Here is a 17,703-nt window from a genome sequence, read left to right on the forward strand (position 1 = left end):
ATCAATTTTCCTTTATCTTTTGCGCCGCTTTCCTGCCTACAAGCATTGTAAGATCTTTAAAATCAGCCTTATATATAGATTCAAAATTTCCATAATACGCTAAAAGTTTTTGCATAACCCCTGAACTAAGTCCTAAATTTGCAAGCTTAGAACTTTTCAAGTCCTGTTTTTTCTTAGTATTTTGATGAAAGCTAATAGCAAAACGGTGTGCTTCATCTCTTAATTTCTGTAAGAATTGTAGTTTTTTATCGTTAATGCTTAGACTAAATTCTCCTTTTAAGGAATGAATTTTATCCTTAGCACCCCCTTTAGCTCTATGTGCTTTTGCATCGATTTTTTCTTTTGAAATAGCTAAAATATCGACATTTGCCCCACTACTTACAATGATTTCTTTAGCCAAATCAAGCAAAGCCTTTCCCCCATCTATAAGCCATAAATCAGGAGGAGGTATTTTATCAAAGTCCAAAGCCCTACGCGTTAAAACTTCACGCATTTGATCATAGTCATTTTTATGTTTTAAATGAAATTTACGATATTTTGACTTATCCCAAGAATTTATTCTATAAGTTACCATAGCTCCAACATTTGCCACGCCTTGCAAATGAGAATTATCAAAAATTTCTATATCATTTGGTAAATTTTCAAGCTCAAAATAAGACTTTAATTCTTTTTGTATAGTAAAATCATGATTTTTTTGCTCTTTTTCTATATTTAAAAGGGCATTTTGAAAAGCCAAATCACAAATTCTTCTTTTTTCTCCTATTTTAGGGATTTTAATACTGATTTTTTTATCAAACCTTTGGCTTAAAATTTCTTCTAAAAGCACTCTATCTTCAAATTCTTCATAAACATAAATAACATTTGCAAGCAAAGGAATATCCATGCTAAAATTTTCTAAAATCAGTTGCTTATAAATTTCATTTTGATCCCATTGTATATCATTTTTTATAGGAGTAATCTTAGAATTTGCACTGATAATTTTTCCATTTTGCACCACAAAACGCAAGGTTGAAAGCACGGAATTTTTAAAAGCTAAAGCAAATACTTCAAAATCTTCTAATTTTGCAATATCTATTTCAACCTTAACTTCCAAATCTTTAATCATTGCAATCTGATCTCTTACTTTAGCTGCTTCTTCGTAATTTTCATTTTGTGCTAAAACAAGCATTTGTTTTTCTAAGTTTTTAAGCAAAACACTAGGATTTAAAAGTGCGTGTATAGCCTCATCTAAAATTTCAAGGTATTTTTCCCTGCTGATGAGTTTATCACAAGGCGCAAGACAACGAGAAATTTGATAAAAAATACAAGGGGATTTACAACTTGCTTTTTGCTTTAAAGGATAGTATAAATAAAGCGCATCTAAAAGCTCTCTAGCGCCTTTAAAAAAAGGGCCAAAATATTTAATTTTGCTTTTTTTTACTAATTTTCTAGTGATCTCAAAGCGTGGAAATTCTTCTTCAAAATCCACATAAATATAAGGATAAGTTTTATCATCTCTTAGCAAAATATTATATTTTGGATGCAGTTGTTTGATAAAAGAATTTTCTAAAATCAAAGCATCAGCCTCTGAATTAGTAGCAATAAATTCCAAATGCACTGTTTCTTCAATCATTTTTTGAATTCTTAAAGAATTTCTTGGATTTGCATGTAAATTTGGAGTAAAAGCAAAATAAGATCTAACACGATTTTTAAGATTTTTAGCCTTGCCTACATATAAAAGCTTTCCTTCTTGATTGAAGTATTGATAAACGCCAGTACTATTAGGAAGAGTTTTTAACTCATTTTCTAAATTCTCTTTAGTCAAGATTAGAACCTTTTTTTATAAGCTCTCTTAAATCTTCAAATTTCTTAAATAATTTTTTATCTTTAAAGCAATTTTTAAATTCACCCTTAGAAAGCTCCAAATAAGAATTTTTAGAGAGTTTTTCATCATTTTTGTTTTTATTTGCCGCATAAGTGTATTTTTGAGAAAAGATTTTTATATCTTTTATATCAACAAATCCACTTAAAGGATATTTCTGCCCATATGCTTTTATGAGAAATTTAATATAAATTTTGCTATCATCATGATTTAATTCTTGATAAGCTGCTGGATGTAAGGTTATTATATTTAAAATATGATTTTTTACATAAATTTTAGCAATCAAACGTTGCTTAGCAAGCGGAAAAGAACTTAAAAAATCTTTGCAAAAAAATAAGGTTTTTAAAGGCTTATAATGAGGTTTATCCATCAATTCATTAATAACAGCACTAGCATTTTTAGTCATCTTAATATTATTTCTTTTTCCCATAAGATGATTTTAGCATTTCTTTTCTTAATTTTCTTCTGTGCTTGCGGATATAAAGGCAACCCTCAATACACAAGCTATGAACAAAATGGTTCAGTAAAAACCATTAAAAAATACGAACAATTACATAGGTGGTAAATAATGAAAAAAGCAGATATTTTAGTTTTAGACTTTGGCTCTCAATACACTCAGCTTATAGCAAGACGCTTAAGGGAACAAGGAGTTTATGCAGAAATTTTACCTTTTAATGTAAGCTTAGCTGATATTAAGGCGAAAGAACCAAAAGGTATTATTTTAAGCGGAGGTCCAGCAAGTGTATATGCAACTGATGCGTATTTTTGCGATAAAGGTATATTTGACTTAAATCTACCTGTTCTTGGAATTTGTTATGGTATGCAGCTTATGGCACATCATTACAAAGCTACAGTAGCACCTGCAGGACATAAAGAATACGGCAAAGCAAACATAGAAATTAAAAAAGATAACGCTTTGTTTAAAAATCTTCCAAAAAAACAAACCGTTTGGATGAGTCATTCTGATAAAGTAGAAAATTTACCTCAAGGTTTTGAAGTTTTAGCCACAAGTGAAAATAGCCCTTTTTGTGTTTTTGGAAACGAAGATAAGAAATTCTTTGCTCTACAATTTCACCCAGAAGTACAACACAGCGAATTTGGCAAAAATATCTTAAAAAATTTTGCTAAATATGCTTGCAATTGTGAAAGTATTTGGAATATGGGTTCTTTTGCAAAAACTCAAGCAGAAAAAATCCGTGAAGAAGTAGGCAATGATAAAGTGCTTTGTGCTGTAAGTGGCGGAGTAGATAGTAGCGTAGTTGCTGCACTTTTAGCTAGTGCTATAAAAGAGCAAATTATAGTAGTTTTTGTAGATAATGGACTTTTAAGAAGTGGAGAAAAAGAACAAGTTGAATTTATGTTTAAAAACACTTTAGGCATCGATCTCATCAGCATTGATGCAAGTGAAATTTTCTTAAGTCGCTTAGTTAATGTCACAGATCCTGAACAAAAAAGAAAAATCATAGGAAATACCTTTATAGAAGTTTTTGAAGAAGAAGCAAAAAAACATAAAGATGTAAAATATCTTGCTCAAGGCACACTTTATACTGATATCATAGAAAGTTCTGTTGTAGGTGCAAGCAAAACCATTAAAAGCCATCATAATGTAGGGGGCTTACCTGAAAAAATGAATCTTAAACTCATAGAGCCTTTAAAAGAAATTTTTAAAGATGAAGTGCGTGCCTTAGGACTTGAGCTTGGACTTAGCAAAGAAGTAGTTTATCGTCATCCTTTCCCTGGGCCAGGTCTTGCTATACGCATTATGGGAGAAGTAAATCGCGCTAGCTTAGAACTATTACGCAAGGCTGATGTAATTTTACTTGAGGAACTTAAAAGTACAGGTTGGTATGATAAAACTTGGCAAGCATTTTGCGTACTTTTAAATGTTAAAAGCGTTGGAGTTATGGGGGATAACCGCACTTATGATAATGCAGTTTGTATACGCGTTGTAGATGCAAGTGATGGTATGACAGCTACCTTCTCGCATTTACCTTACGAAATTTTAGAAAACATAAGTCGCCGTATCATCAATGAAGTAGAAGGTATAAATCGCGTTGTTTATGATATCTCAAGCAAACCACCTGCAACTATAGAATGGGAATAATCCATTTTTTCTAGCTCTTATTTTTAATATAAAATTTTTATAAAAATAAGGCTAGAATTTATTTAAGAAATTTCAAGGAAGAAATATGCATGGAAAAATAGCTATTTATATGGATTCTACAGGACGTGGAACCGTTACAAACTCAGCAAATACCTTTTTTGACTTTAATCGCCAAATTTGGAATGATAAAAAAAGTATGCCAAGTGTTGGTATGCTTGTGGAATTTAGAACTCTTTCTAGCGAAAAAAAAGCAGAAGACGGCAAACTCGTTCAAACAAGCAAAACCATAACAGGTATAAAACCTTCAAAATTTCAAGAATTCAAAGAAGGGGATTTTATCACTGAGCATGATTTTTGGAAAACTGATAATGATGATGAATTAGAAGACTTGCAAAACTCAAGAAGAAGTGCTTATATAACAGAACTCTATAGAACAACAGACTTTGACACTATAGAAAAAATTCCTCTTTCTTTTACTATACCTCAAGCTATACAAAAATATTTTGCCCATGAAATTTTATCCGTAGAAACGCTTCAAGCCAATCTACAAGATGAAAAGGAAATTCCTTGTATACTTGATTATCTTATACTTAAAAGATTTTTATTTAAAGCTTATGATACTTTAATTTTTATGGATAATAGCATAGACCAAACCCAATTTAGCGCATTAAAAAGCATCATGATGCATTTAGAGAATTCGTATAAGCAAATGATGGCTGATCAAAAACCAAATATCACTAAAATTTTTAACGAAACTTTTTTATCTTTGCAGTGTCATTACCAAGCTTTAGTAGCCACCATAGATACAAGAAAAAATCGTCTAGCCTCACTTGAAGCACAAATGAAAACTTTACAATCTGAAATAAATCTTAAAAGCAATGCGACCGATGCAGACCCTGAAAAACTTAAAGCACGACAAGAAAGATTGGCTAAACTACAAAAAGAAGCAGAATACTACAGAACAACACTAAAAAGACTTGATGCTATAAGGGAAGATTTTTATAAGAAAAATTACAATATTTTCGAAAATGCTTTTAAACTTTCACGAGAAAAACTCTTTAAAAAAATTGTCACAGGTTTAAACCTATGTGCAACCATAATGGATGTCAAAATTTGGCACTTATCTTTAAAATCATCAGGGGTTAAAAATTCTTATTTTACTATGAGTAATATAGAAAATTCTTTCTGTTCTCTTTCTTTTGCAGAACATTACTTAAGTCGCTTAAATAAATCCGCTCTAAATCCTTTTGATCAAAAACTTTTAGTGTATATTCAAAAAATCACAAAAGAACAAAGAAAAAAATTTTTAGTTGTCACATCGGATTTAGATTTATTATGCAAATTAAAAATTGAAAACTTTTCACAAAATCCGTATTATTTAGTAAAATACGCACCTAAAAAAGTAAATTATCAATCTTTAATGCGTGATAACACCTTTGATATAGTCTATATTGATGAAAAACATGTTTGGGAAAATGTTGCCGATATTATTTTACAAGGAAAGCATTTTGACAAATCAGGAAAAACCAAATTTAAACTGATTTAAGACATAGAAATTTAAGCTAAATTAAGTTATAATTTCCTTGCCTAAACAGTTTGTAGTATTTAAAGTGATCCAACACATTTTTATTAACTGCGATTGTGTGATTTACCGTGTTCTGTGGCATCGTTTGAGCTTTGAAAAAAGCGAGAAGTTGCAGCCTTTAAAAATTACCTAGCGGTTTTCTTTGACTTTTTGGGGTCAATCTTTGTTAAACGGCTGTTTGGGTTTAAAAGGAGATATAAATGAAAATAATGATTTTGGGTAGTGGTGCAAGAGAATATTCTATTGCTTTAGCCTTAAGAAGAGTAGACAAAAATTTAGAGTTTTATTTTGCTCCTGGAAATGGCGCTACCGAAAGTCTTGGAACAAATTTAAACCTAAAAGATCCAGTAGTTTTAGCAACCTATGCAAAAGAAAAAGGTTTTGATCTTTGTATAGTAGGAAGTGAAAGTTTTTTAGCTGAAGGGGTTGTAGATATTTTTAAACAACAAGGACTTGCTATTTTTGGGCCAAGTAAAGCTGCTGCAATGCTTGAAACCTCAAAATCTTTTATGAAAAGCTTTCTTAAAAAATACCGTATCAAAACAGCCAAATTTTTAAACACAAATGACATTGAAAAAGCAAAAAATTTTATATATAGTTTAACCCCTCCTATAGTAGTAAAAGCCGATGGACTTTGCGCAGGAAAAGGTGTTATCATAGCTAAAACTCATGAAGAAGCCATAGAAGAAACAGCTAAAATGCTGAGCGGAGAAAGCTTTGGAGATGCTGGAAAACTCGTTGTAATTGAAGAATTTTTAGATGGTTATGAATTAAGCATTTTTGCAGTATGTGATGGCAATGATTTTGTTTTACTTCCTGCAGCACAAGATCACAAAAAATTACTCGATAATGATCAAGGGCCAAATACTGGTGGAATGGGTGCTTACGCTCCTAGCTCTTTGGCGAATGAAAGCTTGCTTAGAAAAGTTCAAAAAGATATTATTTTACCAACTTTAGCAGGTATGAAAAAAGAAGGAGCGGAATTTTGTGGTGTTTTATTTATAGGTGCTATGATCGTTGGAAATAAACCTTACGTATTAGAATTTAACGTTCGCTTTGGCGATCCTGAATGTGAAGTTTTAATGCCTTTAATCGAAGATCCTTTAGAGCTTATTTTAGCTGCTACTCAAAGACGCTTAAGACACTCAAAAATCAAAATCAAAAAAGAATTTGCAGTAGGGGTTGTATGCGCAAGTGAAAACTATCCTTACAAAAGTTCACCAAAAAGCGAAATTACTGTAAATAACATTCCAGAAAACTCTCATATTTCTTATGCTGGAGTAAGCCTAGAAGATGGCAAATTAATGGCTGATGGTGGAAGAGTTTTAGTTTGCGTTGGCACAGGAAAAAGTATAGAAGAAGCGCAAAAAAATGCTTATAAACTTTGTGATAATGTAAATTTCAAAGGAAAACAATACAGAAAAGACATCGCTCATCAGGTTCTGAAATGAAAGAAAATTTACAAGACCGCTTAGAGCGTGAAAATCTAAAAATAGCAAGTTTTGGAAAAAGAGTTCTAGCTTTTTTAATCGATGATATGGTTATTTCTTTGATTGTGTTTATCATTTTTTATGATCGTCTAATCCAAGCAAAAGATTTATTTGAAACAACTCAAATTGTAGGAAATTTTTACCTTGGCTTCATCTTGCTTCATTTTAGTTATCAAGCAATTTTTACTTATCTTTATGGGGCAAGTTTGGGAAAAATATTATGCAAAATTATCATCTTGGATGAAAATCTTCTTGATAAACCCAATCTCATTCAAAGTTGCATCAGGTCTGCCGTAAGACAAGTTAGTGCTATGGCGTTTATGCTTGGATTTGCTTGGGCTTTAAGCAATGATTTACGCAAAGCTTGGGAGGATTATCTAGCAAGGACAATAGTAGTCGATGTGGCGTAAATTTTCCCTATTGCTAGGAACTAGCATAGCTTTAAATGCAGCACAAGTTGATATTTACGCTCTTGATGCAAAAAAAGAAGGTGATATTCTTACTGCGAACAATGATGTTATTATTTTTTCTGATTTTTATTTCATCACTGCCAATAAAGCAATTTACAATGAAAAAACCGGAGATGTTGAGCTTTTTGGCGATGTTAACATCCTAAGGGGACAAAACGAAAGATCACATTCTGATTATGCTAAAATCAACCTAAATTCCAATCAAGCCGATTTTAGTAATTTTTTCTTTTCCAATAACAATCTTGAAGTATGGTTTCAAAGCAAAACAAGCCATCTAAATGATAAAGTCTTTGAAAGCAAAGTTTCAGCAGTTTCAAGCTGCAATGTTGAAGATCCTGATTGGGAAATTCGTTTTTCAAAAGGCTGGCTTAACCGGGAAACCAATTTTGTTCATCTTTACAATGCAAGATTATATGTTAAAAATACCCCAGTTTTTTATCTACCTTATTTTGGATTTAGCGCTGATACTCATAGACAAAGCGGGCTTTTAATCCCAAAAATCGTTTTAAAAAGTAGCGAAGGCTTATACTATGAACAACCTATTTATATAGCCACTCAAGAAAATTGGGATTTAGAACTTGATCCACAAATTCGAACAAACCGTGGTTTTGGACTTTATTCTACTTTAAGATTTCTTGATTCTCCATATTCAACAGGAGAATTAAATTTTGGTGCTTTTAGGGAAAATAGCTCCTATTTTCACGATGAAAATTTGAAAAATCAAACCCACTATGGAATAGAACTAAAATACTCAAGAGATGATTTAATCAAATCTTTACTCAGTGATAATTTTCAAGAAGGTCTATGGATAGATGCAACCTATCTCAACGATGTGGATTATTTAAATTTAGGAAGTAGGGATTATCGAGATCTTAACTCGCTTATAACCTCCAAAATCAATTATTTTTTAGCTGATGAAAACAATTTTTACGGAGCTTATGCAAGATATTATATCGACACATCTAAACTTAGCAACAATACAACCTTACAAGAATATCCAAGCTTTCAATATCATAGATTTTTAAATAACCTTTTTGATGAACGCTTGCGTTATTCATTTGATGCTTCATTTCATAATTTTTACCGACCTGCTGGTTCTTATGCAAATGAGCTAAATTTAGACTTGCCTATCTCGTATCACAACGCTTTTTTTGGAGACTTTTTACACTTTACTTTTACAGAAAGATTTTATGCTTCTTTTGTAAATTATAGCAACGATCCTGAAAGAAACCATGAGCATTATTTCAGAAACACTCATGATTTTAATCTCTACACCGATCTTTCAAAAGCTTATGAAAATTTCTTTCATACTTTAAATTTAGGGGTGAATTACATTTTACCAGGAGCAAAATCAGGTAAAATCACGCAAGATTATCTTGAAGAATACGACAAAGAAAACGAACATACAAGTCTTTATACTGTGCAATATTTCTATAACAACGAAGGACAAAAAAAACTCAAACACAGAATTTCACTTGACTATCTCAATAAACAAAATGAATTCTATGAACTTGAAAATCTTTTAACTTATTATTTTAATGAAAACATCAATCTCAACAGCGAAGTGCTTTACTCTTATGAGCAAAGTCGCTTTACCAATGTCATCAGCCAAATAGAAGTCAATACAAATTCAAAATTTAATTGGATGTTTTCTCATGCTTATCAAAACGATGAGTATGGAAAATATAGCTTTATTGGTACAAGAGCAAATTATATTGCCACACCTAATTACAATTTATTTGGTGGAATTTGGTTTGATACTCAAAGAGCTCATGCAAACATGTGGGAACTTGGCTATACCTACCAAAGAAAATGTTGGAACTATTCTTTAATGTATAGAGAAAGAATCGATCCACAACTCACAAGTGGTGGCATCACAGCTAAAAATCAAAGCGGAGTTTATTTTATTTTCAACTTCTATCCTTTAGGAGGAGTAAAATACGATTTCTCTTTAGCAGAAAGTGAAAACAAAATTTAAAAAGGATGAAATTTGCTAAATATTTTAAAAAATTTTACGAATTTATTATCTGGTAAAAAAGGAAAAATAATGCAATACAGCATAGAAATTAACAAAAATACAGAAATATTTGATATAGACAAAGTCGCCAAACAAGCTGCCGGTGCTGTTTTAATGAGACAAGGCAAAAGCGTTGTTCTAGCTACAGTTGCAAGAGAAGAAAAACAAGTTGAAGAAGATTTTTTACCTCTAACCGTCCAATACATCGAAAAAGCTTATGCCGCAGGAAAAATCCCTGGTGGTTATGTCAAAAGAGAAACCAAGCCAAGCGATGCAGAAACCTTAACAGCACGCATTATTGATAGAAGCTTACGCCCTCTTTTTCCAAAAGGCTATGCTTATCCGACTCAAATCGTTGTGATGGTTCTCTCAGCTGATCCTAAAGTAGATTTACAAGTAATGAGCTTAAATGCCGCAAGCGTGGCACTTTATCTTAGTGATATACCTATGAAAGCTCCAGTATGTGGCGTGCGTATAGGAAAGATAGATGGAAATTTCATACTCAATCCAAACAATGAAGAGCTTCAAAATAGCACCCTAGATCTCTATGTAGCAGGTGTAAAAGATGAGCTTTTGATGATAGAAATGAGAGCCTTACCTGATCAAAAAGAAAATGAAATCTTTATCGAAGCTCCTTATGCCGATGTTTTAACTCAAACCACTTCACAAAATATGAATGAACTTAGCGAAGATGAAATTTTAGAAGCTCTAAATTTAGCTCAAAAAGCTATATTAAATGGTTCAAATGCTTATGAAGAAGCCTTTAGCAAACACAAAAAAAATTCTCAAATCGAACTAAAAAATGAGATTGAACATCCTGAAATTTTAGCTTTTATAGAAAATAATTTCCAAAAACAAATCAAAGAAGCCATCAATCAAATGGCAAAAAGCGAAAGAGCAAGCGAACTAAATAAAATCGCTAAAGAAATTTTAAATCTTGAAATCACTAAAGACTGGAGCGAAGAAAGTGTCTTAAATACCTTAGCTAAAGTCAAACGCAAACTTATTCGTGAGCAAATTTTAAATGAAGGCAAAAGAGCTGATGGTAGAAGTTTAAACGAGGTTCGTCCTATTAGTATAGAAACCAACATCTTACCAAACGCTCATGGTTCTTGTCTTTTCACTCGTGGACAAACTCAAGCCCTAGTGGTTGCAACCTTAGGCGGAGAAAACGATTCTCAAATGATAGACTTGCTTACAGAAAAAAATCCTATAAGCGAACGCTTTATGGTAAATTATAATTTTCCAGGTTTTTCAGTAGGCGAAGCAAGTCCTATCAAAGCTCCAGGAAGAAGAGAACTAGGACATGGAAATTTAGCCAAAAGAGCACTTTATCCAAGTGTGGATGAAAACTATCCTTATGTAATCCGCTTAGTCAGTGAAATTTTAGAAAGCAATGGCTCAAGTTCCATGGCAACGGTTTGTGGCGGATCTTTAGCCTTAAAAGCAGCAGGAGTGCCAAGCTTAAAACTTGTTGCAGGAGTAGCCATGGGGCTTATCTTTGAAGATAACAAGTATGCTGTTTTAACAGATATCATGGGACTTGAAGATCATGATGGGGATATGGACTTTAAAGTAGCAGGAAGCAAAGACGGCGTTACTGCTCTTCAAATGGATATAAAACTAGGTGGAATCGATCAAGAAATACTAAAACAAGCTTTATACCAAGCCAAAGAAGGAAGAATTCACATTCTAAATATCATGGAAGAAGCCGCCAAAGAAATCATAGTCAATGAAGAAGTTTTACCTAAACTTGAGCTTTTTAGCGTTGATCCTTCAAAAATCGTTGATATCATAGGACAAGCCGGAAAAACCATCAAAGAAATCGTAGAAAAATTTGGCGTTTCTATAGACTTAGATCGCGAAAAAGGTGAAGTAAAAATAGCAGGTAGTCAAAACGAGCAAATCAAAGCCGCAAAAGACTACATCATAAACATCACAAGCTCTCAAAAAGGAACTAAAAAAGGCCCTAAAGACAAAGATATATCAGGCTTTGAACTTGGGCAAGAATTTCAAGGTATTGTTAAAAAAATCGCTCCTTTTGGAGCCTTTGTGGAACTTAAAAATGGTGTTGATGGTTTATTGCATAGTTCAAAAATCAAGCATCTTAATTTAAGCGAAAACCAAAGTTTAAAGGTGAAAATCAGCGAAATTAAAAACGGAAAAATTTCTGTGGATTTGTGCGAGTGAGTGAATTTTTAACTCATCCTTTTGAGCCTTTTTTTGACAAAGATTCTAAAATCTTAATTTTAGGATCTTTTCCTTCTATTAAATCAAGACAAGATGGCTTTTATTATCAACACCCAAGAAATCGTTTTTGGCCTATACTAGAAACACTTTTTAATGCAAAATTAGAAAATATCACAGAACAACAAGCCTTTTTAAGAAAAAAACATATCGCTCTTTGGGATGTACTTCAAAGTTGCAAGATAAAAAATTCAGATGATAAAACAATAAGTTATGCAAAAGCCAATGATTTAAACCTAATCCTTTCTCAAACCAAAATTCAAGCCATTTTTACTACAGGACAAAGTGCTTATAGATTTTTTGTTAAATTCCACCCTCGCTTAGAAGCCATAGCCCTACCCTCAACTTCTCCTGCAAATTTAAATTTTTCTTTTGAACAGCTTTTACAAAACTATGAAATAATCAAAAAATTTACAAAATAAAAGAATATTTTAATTTTTTAGATTTTAGAATAATTATAAAAATTTAAGGAGTTAAAAATGCCTTTTGTAAATATACGCATCACCAAAGAAAACGGAGAACCTACAACAGAACAAAAACAAGAGCTTATCGCAGGAGTAACGGATTTACTTGCTAAGGTTTTAAACAAAAATAAAAGCTCGACTGTGGTAATTATCGATGAAATCGATACGGATAATTACGGACTAGGTGGAAAAAGCATTACCCAAGCAAGAAAAGAAAAAAGCTAACTTACATCTAGCTTTTGTGTGTTATCCTTAAATTCAAATTCCACTCTCTTAGCCCCAAAACCTTTAGCAATAGCTTCTAAAGTATCCTTAGCACTTTTATGGATTTTGCTTTCTAAATTTTGGATAAGATTTAAAGACAAGTCTTTAACCTCATCTTTGGCTTCTTTTATGAGTTTGTTTTTATCACTTTCACTAAAACTAATCCCCGTACTATTGATAGAATCAGGCAGTAAAAAAGGTAAAAATTTAGCATTTTTTTCATCATAAAATTTCATATCTATGATGCTGTGTTTGTATCTACACTCTGGCATGATGATCTTATAAGCATCGTCCCCTAAAGGCAAAATATCAAAGTTTTTATCCCTTAAATCATACAAGAAAGTGATCTCAAATTCAAAAATCAAAGCAATCTGTCTTTCACTCAAAGACCATCCTAAAAGATTTTTCCAAATTCCATTAAAAGCGCTATCTTTTTTAGTGACAATCTCTTTACTAAAAACTTGAAAAACACTTAATTCTCCTATGGATTTAAGTTGCATGATATCGCTAAAACTTTGCGTGCTTTTTTCTTCTATTTTAGGGCTTTTATACTGCCTAAAAAGCACTACAAACAAAAGCACAAGTAAAATCATCACTAAAACAAATAAAATCATTTCCATTTTAAACCTTTCTAAATTTATAAACCTTGATTTGAAAAGATATATTTTTTCTCAAACGCCAAGAAAATAAAAGCATTAATGATAAAAATCAAACACACAAAAGTAAAAACAAATTCCACGCTAAAATGAGAAGCCATAAGCCCTCCGCCAAAAGCACCGCAAAAATTTCCCAAAAATTGACAAGTTTGATTAAAACCAAAAATCACACTTAAATTTTTAGCACTCACACTTTTTTTAAGCAAGGCATTCACACAAGGCAAAAGCCCTCCAAGTCCTACACCTATAAGTAAACGCACGAAAATAAGCGTATAAACATTACTTGCTACAGCCTGCAAGTAAAAGCAAATTCCACAAAATATCAAAGCTCCAAAAATAATCTTACTAGGCCCTATCTTATCGGCGATTTTTCCAAGTTTTGGTGCGAAAAAAAGATTGCTAATCCCACTTGCAGCCACTACTATACCCGCCCAAAGAGCCAAATTTCCACCTTGATGAATTTGCTCAACATAGATACTTAAAATCGGCATCACTCCAAAAGTACCAAATTGTATCACAAAAGTAGTGATAAAAAGAACGATAATAAGGGTTTTGTTTTCTTTCACTTTTTGAGTATTTTTCTTCGCCTCTTTTTGAATTTTTCTCTCATGGATGAAAAAATAAATCGTCACAAAAGAACAAGCGATCAAAAAAGCCACCATATCAAAAACCGTACTAATACTAAAAAATTCAGCCACAAAGCCACCAAACAAAGGCCCAAGCAAACTTCCACTTATAGAAGCCGTAGAAAGAGTTCCTAAAGCATAAGCCACTTTTTCTTTAGGTGCTATCACAGCGATAAACACAACAGCAGCAGAAGTAAAACCCGAAATTATCCCTGTTAAACCCCGCACAAAAACTACTTCTAAAGCACTATGAGCAAAGCTAAGCCATAAGGTTAAAACCGACATCCCAAAACTTGCACGAAGAAGCATATTTTTATAACCATACTTTGCACCCAAAAAAGCCCACAAAGGTGAAAAAACAGCCATAAAAAGTGGAGTGATCCCAAAAGCAAGCCCTGAGTAAAACGCTATTTCACTCGTATCAACATGTCCTAGTTCTTTGATATAAAAAGGCAAAATCGGAGCGATTTGACTAAGCCCCATACTTGTGGTAAAAACACCAAACCAACACACAAGCAAAGTTCTATTGAAATTTTCCATGGATTTATTGTATGATATTTTTTATAATTTTTAATTAAAACTCAAGGATAAAAATGAAAAAAATACTCTTTATATGCTTAGGCAATATATGCCGTTCGCCTATGGCAGAATTTATCATGAAAGATCTTGTCAAAAAAGCAAATTTAGAAAAAGAATTTTTTATAAGCAGTGCTGGAACTTCAGGAGAACACGATGGAGAAGGTATGCACTATGGCACCAAAAACAAGCTTACTCAACTTAACATAGAACACAAAAACTTCACAAGCAAAAAACTCACTCAAAAGCTTTGCGATGAAAGCGATTTTTTAATCACCATGGACAATTCTAACTTCAAAAATGTTTTAAAAAACTTCACCAACACCCAAAACAAAGTTTTAAAAATCACTGATTTTAGCCCTAGTCTAAACTACGATGAAGTCCCTGATCCTTGGTATAGTGGGAATTTTGATGAAACTTATAAAATTTTATCCCTAGCTTGTAAAAATTTACTTGTTTTTTTATCAAAATAATTTAAAACAACTATATATTACTTCTTGTTTACTTTTTAGGCTTATACTTCTAAACGAACCGAAAAACATTCATAAGAAAAACTCCTTAAAATTACACGCCTAGCTTAAATCCCTTTAGCTAGGCTTTTCTTTAGATGTTTTTATCCTTCGGATTTAAAATTTTTACTATTTTAAGTGCTTCTTAAGAAAAAACTCCAAATTTATGTGCTACAATTACGATGTTTTATTAATTTTTGACAAGGAGAATTCTCATGAAACTAGTTAAACTTAGTTTAGTTGCAGCTCTTGCTGCAGGTGCTTTTTCAGCAGCTAACGCTACTCCACTTGAAGAAGCGATCAAAGATGTTGATGTATCAGGTGTATTAAGATACAGATACGATACAGGTAATTTTGATAAAAATTTCGTTAACAACTCAAATTTAAACAACAACAAACAAGATCACAAATATAGAGCACAAGTTAACTTCGGTGCTGCTATAGCTGATAACTTCAAAGCTTTCATTCAGTTTGACTACAACGCTGTTGATGGTGGCACTGGTGTTGATAACGTAACAAATGCCGAAAAAGGACTTTTTGTTCGTCAATTATACTTAACTTATACAAATGAAGATGTTGCTACAAGTGTAATCGCTGGTAAACAACAATTAAACCTTATCTGGACGGATAACGCTATTGATGGTTTAGTTGGCACAGGTGTTAAAGTAGTAAATAACAGCATCGATGGTTTAACTCTAGCTGCTTTTGCTGCAGATAGCTTCATGGCTGCAGAGCAAGGTGCAGATTTATTAGGACATAGTAATATTTCAACAACATCAAATCAAGTTCCTTTTAAAGTAGATTCAGTAGGAAATCTTTACGGTGCTGCTGCTGTAGGTTCTTATGATCTTGCTGGTGGACAATTCAACCCACAATTATGGTTAGCTTACTGGGATCAAGTAGCATTCTTCTATGCTGTAGATGCAGCTTATAGTACAACTATCTTTGATGGAATCAACTGGACACTTGAAGGTGCTTACTTAGGAAATAGCCTTGATAGCGAACTTGATGATAAAACACACGCTAATGGCAATTTATTTGCTTTAAAAGGTAGCATTGAAGTAAATGGTTGGGATGCTAGCCTTGGTGGTTTATACTACGGTGATAAAGAAAAAGCTTCTACAGTTGTAATCGAAGATCAAGGTAATCTTGGTTCTTTACTTGCAGGTGAGGAAATTTTCTATACTACTGGTTCAAGACTAAATGGTGATACTGGTAGAAATATCTTCGGTTATGTAACTGGTGGATATACTTTCAACGAAACAGTTCGCGTTGGTGCTGACTTCGTATATGGTGGAACAAAAACAGAAGCTGCTAATCATTTAGGTGGTGGTAAAAAACTTGAAGCTGTTGCAAGAGTAGATTACAAATACTCTCCAAAACTTAACTTCTCAGCATTCTATTCTTATGTGAACCTAGATCAAGGTGTAAACACTAATGAAAGTGCTGATCATAGCACTGTAAGACTTCAAGCTCTTTACAAATTCTAAGAAGCTTTCAAGTCTAACTTCAAGGCGGGGTTTTGCTCCGCCTTTTTTTATGCCTGATTTTTAAAACTTAAATTTATATAAAAAATTTTCCCAAGCTAAAACGCTTTAGGAAAATTAAGACTTAAACCAATTAGTGATTTTTTCAAAAAGCCCTTTTTGCTCTTGATGCATACCATCTTTGATGCCAAAACTTTCACTTAGTTTTTCTAAAAGTTCTTTTTGTTCATCGTTTAAAGAAGTTGGGAATTTGATAGAAATTTGAACGATTTGATTTCCCATGCGAGAACTATGAACATCTTTTACCCCTTCTTTTTCAAGAACAAATCTTTGTCCATCTTTAGCACCCTTTGGTAAATTTAAGGTCGCTTCACCGCGTATGGTGGGTACTTTTATACTCTCTCCTAAGATAGCTTGAGTAAAAAACACTGGAAATTCTATATATATATCATCATCATCTCTGATAAAAGTATCATCTTCAGCGGCGATGATCTTAACATACATATCCCCTCTAGTACCATTTTTTAAGATATTACCTTTAGCATTGACACGAAGCTTCATACCTGTATCTACACCTTCTGGGATATTAAGCTCGACACTATCTTTGCTTTCATTATAACCCAAACCTTTACAATCACTACATTTTTCACTAGCTTTTTCTCCAATTCCTTGACAATCAGGGCAAGTTTGTGCAAAAGTGATAAAACCTTGAGAAACCCCAACCTGTCCTCTACCTTGACACTTTGGACAAGTTTGAAGCTTTCCATCTTTAGCCCCTGTTCCATTACAAGTTTTACAAGAGCATTTATAAGTAAAGTCTATATTTTTCTTACAACCAAAAACCGCTTCTTTAAAACTTAATTTTAAATTAACGATAAAATCTGAAGGGATTTTCTCATCATTTGAACTTTTTCTACGACGCGATGAGCCAAAGCCTTCTCCAAAAAAACTAGAAAATATATCTCCTAAATCCTCAAAACCACCAAAACCTGAGCTACTAGAACCAAATCCACCGCCTTTTAAAGCATCTTTTCCGTATCTATCATAAATAGCTCGCTTTTCATCATTGCTTAAAACTTCATAGGCTTCATTAACAAGCTTGAATTTATCTTCTGCTTCTTTATCACCTTGGTTTCTATCAGGATGATATTTTAAAGCCATTTTTCTATAGGCTTTTTTTATGGTTTCTTTATCAGCATTTTGCGTGATTTCAAGAATTTCATAATAACTTATTTCCACATTATTCCTTTAAAAAATTTAAAATTTTACTAGAATTTTAATTTTAAAAATTCAAAAATATAATTTTAGCAAAAATAAAATCAATAATTTATCAAATTTTAAATAAAA

15 protein-coding genes are annotated in these 17,703 nt (G+C 32.4%); 10 read left to right on the forward strand and 5 right to left on the reverse strand.

Translation table 11 applies throughout. The features are described from left to right. Window position 1 precedes the first annotated feature (1 nt). Window positions 2-1,804 (reverse strand): excinuclease ABC subunit UvrC, encoded by a 1,803-nt coding sequence (uvrC, locus tag FBF02_RS06105; protein ID WP_002853165.1) that lies wholly within the window; start codon window positions 1,802-1,804, stop codon window positions 2-4. Further along, window positions 1,797-2,291, reverse strand: a complete 495-nt coding sequence (locus tag FBF02_RS06110; RefSeq protein WP_002859309.1) for a hypothetical protein — start codon at window positions 2,289-2,291, stop codon at window positions 1,797-1,799. Before FBF02_RS06110 ends, uvrC begins: the two co-directional genes overlap by 8 nt. 138 nt (window positions 2,292-2,429) lie before the next feature. Between FBF02_RS06110 and guaA the strand changes: the two genes are divergently transcribed. From guaA to FBF02_RS06150, 8 genes are all read left to right on the forward strand, one after another. Then, window positions 2,430-3,965 (forward strand): glutamine-hydrolyzing GMP synthase, encoded by a 1,536-nt coding sequence (gene guaA / locus FBF02_RS06115; RefSeq protein ID WP_002853189.1) that lies wholly within the window; start codon window positions 2,430-2,432, stop codon window positions 3,963-3,965. Between the two features lie 85 nt (window positions 3,966-4,050). Continuing rightward, on the forward strand, window positions 4,051-5,511 hold the full coding sequence (locus FBF02_RS06120) for a hypothetical protein (protein ID WP_002853236.1): 1,461 nt from the start codon (window positions 4,051-4,053) through the stop codon (window positions 5,509-5,511). A 239-nt stretch (window positions 5,512-5,750) separates the two neighbouring features. Then, a complete protein-coding gene (gene purD, locus FBF02_RS06125) occupies window positions 5,751-7,001 on the forward strand; it encodes a phosphoribosylamine--glycine ligase (protein WP_002853212.1) in 1,251 nt (416 codons plus the stop codon). Then, window positions 6,998-7,450: an RDD family protein gene (locus FBF02_RS06130; RefSeq protein WP_002853161.1), complete on the forward strand. Its 453-nt coding sequence runs from the start codon at window positions 6,998-7,000 to the stop codon at window positions 7,448-7,450. Before purD ends, FBF02_RS06130 begins: the two co-directional genes overlap by 4 nt. After that, window positions 7,440-9,488, forward strand: coding sequence for an LPS-assembly protein LptD (locus tag FBF02_RS06135; RefSeq protein ID WP_021034306.1), 2,049 nt, complete (start codon window positions 7,440-7,442; stop codon window positions 9,486-9,488). Before FBF02_RS06130 ends, FBF02_RS06135 begins: the two co-directional genes overlap by 11 nt. 69 nt (window positions 9,489-9,557) lie before the next feature. Then, window positions 9,558-11,717, forward strand: coding sequence for a polyribonucleotide nucleotidyltransferase (locus FBF02_RS06140; protein ID WP_002853182.1), 2,160 nt, complete (start codon window positions 9,558-9,560; stop codon window positions 11,715-11,717). Next, complete coding sequence (locus FBF02_RS06145) at window positions 11,714-12,196, forward strand: DNA-deoxyinosine glycosylase (RefSeq protein WP_002853175.1); 483 nt, start codon at window positions 11,714-11,716, stop codon at window positions 12,194-12,196. Before FBF02_RS06140 ends, FBF02_RS06145 begins: the two co-directional genes overlap by 4 nt. A 57-nt stretch (window positions 12,197-12,253) precedes the next feature. Next, on the forward strand, window positions 12,254-12,463 hold the full coding sequence (locus tag FBF02_RS06150; protein ID WP_002853198.1) for a 4-oxalocrotonate tautomerase family protein: 210 nt from the start codon (window positions 12,254-12,256) through the stop codon (window positions 12,461-12,463). Here FBF02_RS06150 and FBF02_RS06155 read toward each other — a convergent pair. Then, window positions 12,460-13,122 carry a DUF4230 domain-containing protein gene (locus FBF02_RS06155; protein WP_002853237.1) on the reverse strand — a complete coding sequence of 221 codons (663 nt, stop codon included), beginning with the start codon at window positions 13,120-13,122 and terminating at the stop codon, window positions 12,460-12,462. The two genes, FBF02_RS06150 and FBF02_RS06155, sit on opposite strands and share 4 nt — an antisense overlap. A 17-nt stretch (window positions 13,123-13,139) precedes the next feature. Then, a complete protein-coding gene (locus tag FBF02_RS06160; RefSeq protein ID WP_002858385.1) occupies window positions 13,140-14,324 on the reverse strand; it encodes an MFS transporter in 1,185 nt (394 codons plus the stop codon). A 53-nt stretch (window positions 14,325-14,377) separates the two neighbouring features. Here FBF02_RS06160 and FBF02_RS06165 point away from each other — a divergent pair, with 53 nt between their 5' ends. Both FBF02_RS06165 and FBF02_RS06170 read left to right on the forward strand, forming a co-directional pair. Beyond that, window positions 14,378-14,833: a low molecular weight protein-tyrosine-phosphatase gene (locus FBF02_RS06165; RefSeq protein WP_002858269.1), complete on the forward strand. Its 456-nt coding sequence runs from the start codon at window positions 14,378-14,380 to the stop codon at window positions 14,831-14,833. A 251-nt stretch (window positions 14,834-15,084) separates the two neighbouring features. Then, a complete protein-coding gene (locus FBF02_RS06170; RefSeq protein WP_002858468.1) occupies window positions 15,085-16,359 on the forward strand; it encodes a major outer membrane protein in 1,275 nt (424 codons plus the stop codon). Between the two features lie 114 nt (window positions 16,360-16,473). Here FBF02_RS06170 and dnaJ read toward each other — a convergent pair whose 3' ends face one another. Continuing rightward, window positions 16,474-17,595 carry a molecular chaperone DnaJ gene (gene dnaJ / locus FBF02_RS06175; RefSeq protein WP_002853203.1) on the reverse strand — a complete coding sequence of 374 codons (1,122 nt, stop codon included), beginning with the start codon at window positions 17,593-17,595 and terminating at the stop codon, window positions 16,474-16,476. Between the last annotated feature and the right edge of the window lie 108 nt (window positions 17,596-17,703).

The organism is Campylobacter sp. CFSAN093226 (assembly GCF_012897595.1).
In the GTDB taxonomy this organism is placed as follows: Bacteria; Campylobacterota; Campylobacteria; order Campylobacterales; family Campylobacteraceae; genus Campylobacter_D; species Campylobacter_D jejuni.

Coding starts and splice junctions, on each gene's coding strand:
- FBF02_RS06110 (WP_002859309.1), bottom strand. CDS start 2,291: ATGGGAAAAAGAAATAATATTAAGATGACTAAAAATGCTAGTGCTGTT.
- guaA (WP_002853189.1), top strand. CDS start 2,430: ATGAAAAAAGCAGATATTTTAGTTTTAGACTTTGGCTCTCAATACACT.
- FBF02_RS06120 (WP_002853236.1), top strand. CDS start 4,051: ATGCATGGAAAAATAGCTATTTATATGGATTCTACAGGACGTGGAACC.
- purD (WP_002853212.1), top strand. CDS start 5,751: ATGAAAATAATGATTTTGGGTAGTGGTGCAAGAGAATATTCTATTGCT.
- FBF02_RS06130 (WP_002853161.1), top strand. CDS start 6,998: ATGAAAGAAAATTTACAAGACCGCTTAGAGCGTGAAAATCTAAAAATA.
- FBF02_RS06135 (WP_021034306.1), top strand. CDS start 7,440: ATGTGGCGTAAATTTTCCCTATTGCTAGGAACTAGCATAGCTTTAAAT.
- FBF02_RS06140 (WP_002853182.1), top strand. CDS start 9,558: ATGCAATACAGCATAGAAATTAACAAAAATACAGAAATATTTGATATA.
- FBF02_RS06150 (WP_002853198.1), top strand. CDS start 12,254: ATGCCTTTTGTAAATATACGCATCACCAAAGAAAACGGAGAACCTACA.
- FBF02_RS06155 (WP_002853237.1), bottom strand. CDS start 13,122: ATGGAAATGATTTTATTTGTTTTAGTGATGATTTTACTTGTGCTTTTG.
- FBF02_RS06160 (WP_002858385.1), bottom strand. CDS start 14,324: ATGGAAAATTTCAATAGAACTTTGCTTGTGTGTTGGTTTGGTGTTTTT.
- FBF02_RS06165 (WP_002858269.1), top strand. CDS start 14,378: ATGAAAAAAATACTCTTTATATGCTTAGGCAATATATGCCGTTCGCCT.
- FBF02_RS06170 (WP_002858468.1), top strand. CDS start 15,085: ATGAAACTAGTTAAACTTAGTTTAGTTGCAGCTCTTGCTGCAGGTGCT.